Below are 4,236 nucleotides of genomic sequence, written 5' to 3'. Positions count from 1 at the left end.
AAACCCCCACACCAAACACTCTCCCCCCCCCCCCCCCTCTCCCGTGCTGCCCCCCCGCGCCGGGCTAGGGGGGGGGGGGCCCCCCCGGGACACCGGGGCGGCACCGCCAGCCTAGTTGGCGCACGACGGGAGGACCGGCGGCCGGCCACCGGCCACCGGCCACGGGCCACGGGCCACCGACGGGTCAGCGCCCGGCCAGGGCGTTCAGCCGCGCGCGGTCCAGACCGGTCAGCGCGGTGACCTCGGCGAGGTCGACGGCGCCGCAGTCCAGGCCGCGCAGCAGGTAGCCGCTCAGCGCCCGGGCGGTGGCCGGCTCGTCCATCACGTCACCGCCCGCCTTCGCGACGTACGCGGCCAGTCGGGCGGCGGCGGCCGCCAGGCCCTCGCGGTAGAAGGAGTAGACCGCGACGTAGCGGGTGGGCAGGTGCGCCGGGTGCATGTCCCAGCCCTGGTAGTACGCGCGGGCCAGCGAGCGGCGGACCAGGCCGTGGTGGAGCTTCCAGGCGGCGTGCACCTGCTCGGTGGAACCGGTCGGGACGACGTTGGTCGAGCCGTCGGAGAGCCGGACCCCGGTGCCCGCGGCCGCCACCTGCATGACCGCCTTGGCGTGGTCGGCGACCGGGTGGTCCATGCTCTGGTGGGCCGCGCTGACGCCGCAGGCCGCGCTGTAGTCGAAGGTCCCGTAGTGCAGGCCGGTGGCGCGCCCCTCGGCGGCCTCGATCATCCGGGCGACGGTGGCCCGGCCGTCCGGGCCGAGGATCGCCTGGGTGGTCTCGATCTGGATCTCGAAGCCGATCCGGCCGGCGGGCAGCCCGGCCCGGCGCTCGAAGTCCTCCAGCAGCCGGACCAGCGCGGTGACCTGCTCGGCGTAGGTCACCTTCGGCAGGGTCAGGACCAGGCCCTCCGGCAGCCCTCCGCGGGCCAGCAGGGTGGCCAGGAACAGCTCCAGGGTGCGGATGCCGCGGGCCCGGACGGCGGCCTCCATGCACTTGATCCGGATGCCGAGGTACGGCGGGGCGCCGCCCCCGGCCACCGTGGCGGCGACCAGCCCGGCGGTGCGGACGGCGGCCGCGTCCTCCTCGGCGTCGGGGCGGGGCCCGTAGCCGTCCTCGAAGTCGATCCGCAGGTCCTCGATCGGCTCGCGCTCCAGCTTGGCGCGGACCCGGGCGTGCACGTCGGCGAGCAGTTCGTCGTCCGCGACGCCGAGGGCGCGGGCCAGTTCGGCGGGGGTGGCGGCGTGCCGGTCGAAGGCGTCCAGGGCCCGGCGGCCCCACTCCCGCACGGTGTCGGCACCGAAGGCGTCGGCCGGGACGTAGACGGTGTGCACCGGCTGCCTGGTCCCGGGTTCGCCCGGGTAACGGCGTGCCAGATCGGCGTCGACGGGGGCGAGCAGCGCCTCCACGGCGGCGCGGGCCGCGGTGGAGAAGGAGGCCGCGTCCGTCGGCCCGTTTCCGTCGACCCCGACCCGTGTCATCCGCACTCCTCCATGCCGAACCAGCGCTTCAACAATTTGTTGAGGCGAAGGTAGCTCCGGCGGGTACGGGCGTCAATGGCCGACCCGGCACCGGACGGTGGCGGCCGCGGTCAGTCCCTCCCGGCGGCGGCGTAGCGCTCGTTCAGCTCCGGGTACAGGTCGGCGACCTCCTTGGGGTGGACCGAACCGTCCGGACCCTTGCCGGTGACGCCGAACTCCCTGGTCAGCCAGTCGGCGAGGCGCTGGGGGTCGGGCTGGTGGCCGTAGCTGTCCATGTACGAGACGAGCGCCTCGTAGGCGAGGTCCGGGTCGAGGCGCGCGGGCACCGGAGCAACCGCGCGCTGCTCGGCGTGGACCGGCTGCTCGGCGTGGACGCGCTCCTCGGCCGGGACCTGCTGCTCGTGCTCGGCGGGCTGCTCAAGCTGCTCGGACTGCTCGGGCTGCCGCTGCGAGCCGGCCGCGTGCTGGGCCTGCGGAACGGGCTCGGAGGTGGAGGCGGTGGCGGCGGGGGCGGGGGCGGCGAGGGCGGTGGGCTCCTCGGCGACCGGGCGCGGGGGCTTGAACCAGGGCGAGGCCTGGCCGGGCACCCGCCCGCCCGGGGCGGCGTCGGCCGGGTGGCCGGTGGTGCGGACCGGGCGCTCGGTCCAGACGTTCAGCTCCTCGCCGCGCGGCTGCGGGACGGCGTCCGCCACCTCGTCCGGCTCCTGGGCGGCCCGCAACCGGACGGCGGCCAGCTTCGCGAGCATCGGCGCGGCGACCTCGGCGGACAACGGCGCGACGGCCGCGGGTGCCTGTGTCTGTGCCGCAGCCTGTTCGGGCTGGGCCTGTGCCTGTGCCTGTGCCTGTGCCGCAGCCTGTTCGGGCTGGGCCTGCTGAACCTGCTGGACCTGCGGAGCGGCCTGCTGGGCGGCCTGCGGCTCCTGCTGCGAGTGTTGCGGGTGTTGGGGCTGCTGCGGCTGCTGGGCCTGGGCCTCGGCGACCGGGGCGATGGCGGCGGTGGCGCGGTTCTCCTGGCCGGGTATCCCCTGCGCCTCCTGCTCCGGCAGCGCCTCCGGGGCCTCGCGCACACGGCCCTCGTCGTCCAGCCGGTCGAGCAGCGCCGGGTCCAGCGGCACGCCGAACTTGGCGAGCTTGAGCGGCAGCAGCGCCTGGATCGGCGCCGAGCGGCGCCAGCCGCGGCCGTACCGGAAACGCAGCTGCGCCCGGTAGACCAGGCGGTTCTGTTCCAGTCGGATGACCTCGTCGTAGGAGCGGAGCTCCCAGAGCTTCATCCGCCGCCAGAGCCGGAAGGTCGGCACCGGCGAGAGGAGCCAGCGCATCACCCGGACCGACTCCATGTGGCGGTCCGCCGTGATCGCCGCTATTCGGCCGACCGCGTGCCGCGAGGCCTCGACCACGACGACGAAGAGCACCGGAATGACCGCGTGCATCCCCATGCCGAGCGGGTCGCCCCAGGACGCGGCCGCGTTGAAGGCGATGGTGGCGACGGTCAGCAGCCACGCGGTCTGCCGCAGCATCGGGAAGGGTATCCGCAGCCAGGTCAGCACCAGGTCGAGCGCGAGGAGCACGACGATGCCGGCGTCCACGCCGATCGGGAAGGCGTAGGAGAAGGCGCCGAAGCCCTTCTCCTCGGCCAGCTCGCGCACCGCGTTGTACGAGCCCGCGAAGCCGATGCCCGAAATGAGGCAGGCACCGGCCGCGACCAGGCCGAGCAGGCCACGATGGGCCTTGGTGAGCGTTGGGCGTGCCATTACGTCTATCAACCCCTGGATGTCGGCCGCTGGCGTACAGTGCCTCGGCTGCCGGGTCCCGTTGGTCGGGCCGCCGGACTGCTGAGCAGCCTCCGGGCTCGGCCCACCGGAGTTTACTCGTACGCGTGTTTAAGCGTTCCCACAGCCTGGGGTGTCACAGTGCGGCGGCCGAACGGCGGCCCCGGCACCGTGCGGATCGGCGCCGGGGGCCGGCCGGACCGTCAGCGGGTCTGCCTCGCCGTGCCGTTGAGGTAGGCCAGTACGGCCAGCACCCGGCGGTTGGCATCCTCGTCCGGGGCGAGGTCGAGCTTGCTGAAGATGTTGGCGATGTGCTTGGCCACCGCACCGTCGCTCACCGACAGCCGGGCGGCGATCGCCGAGTTGGAACAGCCCTCGGCCATCAGTTCCAGCACCTCGCGCTCCCGCGGGGACAGCCGCAGCAACGGACCGGGCCTGCGCGCGGTGGTCTCCATCAGCTTGGCGATCACGTCCGGGTCCATCGCCGTGCCGCCGGCCGCCACCCGGCGGACCGCGTCGATGAACTGCCCGGCGTTGAAGACCCGGTCCTTCAGCAGATAGCCGATCCCCCCGGTGCCGTCGGCCAGCAACTCCCGCGCGTAGAGCTGCTGGACGTGCTGCGACAGCACCAGCACCGGCAGGCCCTGGATCTCCCGCCGTGCCTTGAGCGCGGCCTGCAGGCCCTCGTCGGTGAGCGTCGGGGGCAGCCGGACGTCGACCACGGCCACGTCCGGCCGGTGGGTCAGAAGCGCCTCCAGCAGCTCGGGGCCGGTCTCCACCGCCGCGGCGATGGTGAAGCCGTGCGCTTCCAGCAGCCGGATCAGGCCTTCGCGAAGGAGGTAGAGGTCCTCGGCGAGGACAACTCGCACGGCAACTCCAAGGTGATGGTGGTGGGTCCGCCCGACGTGCTGTCGATGGAGAGGACACCGTCGAAGGTACCCAATCGCTTCTCGATACCACGCAGTCCGGTCCCCCGCGAAGGGTCCGCCACCC

The 4,236-nt window shown here is 74.0% G+C and carries 3 protein-coding genes and 1 pseudogene; all 4 read right to left on the bottom strand.

What is annotated here, in order from left to right:
- Positions 1 to 184: 184 nt before the first annotated feature.
- Entirely contained in the window at positions 185 to 1,474 is a 1,290-nt protein-coding gene (locus tag ACIQOV_RS30075; protein ID WP_401053739.1) for a DUF6986 family protein, read from the bottom strand.
- 110 nt (positions 1,475 to 1,584) lie between these two features.
- Entirely contained in the window at positions 1,585 to 3,225 is a 1,641-nt protein-coding gene (locus ACIQOV_RS30070) for a DUF2637 domain-containing protein (protein ID WP_401053737.1), read from the bottom strand.
- 221 nt (positions 3,226 to 3,446) lie between these two features.
- Positions 3,447 to 4,112 carry a LuxR C-terminal-related transcriptional regulator gene (locus tag ACIQOV_RS30065; protein ID WP_387736816.1) on the bottom strand — a complete coding sequence of 222 codons (666 nt, stop codon included), beginning with the start codon at positions 4,110 to 4,112 and terminating at the stop codon, positions 3,447 to 3,449.
- Positions 4,064 to 4,236 (bottom strand): annotated as a pseudogene (locus ACIQOV_RS30060) (sensor histidine kinase); the annotation flags it as partial. The gene ACIQOV_RS30065 and the pseudogene ACIQOV_RS30060, both read right to left, overlap by 49 nt.

It is taken from the genome of Kitasatospora sp. NPDC091257 (assembly GCF_044757675.1).
In the GTDB taxonomy this organism is placed as follows: domain Bacteria; phylum Actinomycetota; class Actinomycetes; order Streptomycetales; family Streptomycetaceae; genus Kitasatospora; species Kitasatospora lactacystinica.
This window is presented reverse-complemented; position numbering and strand designations above follow the sequence as displayed.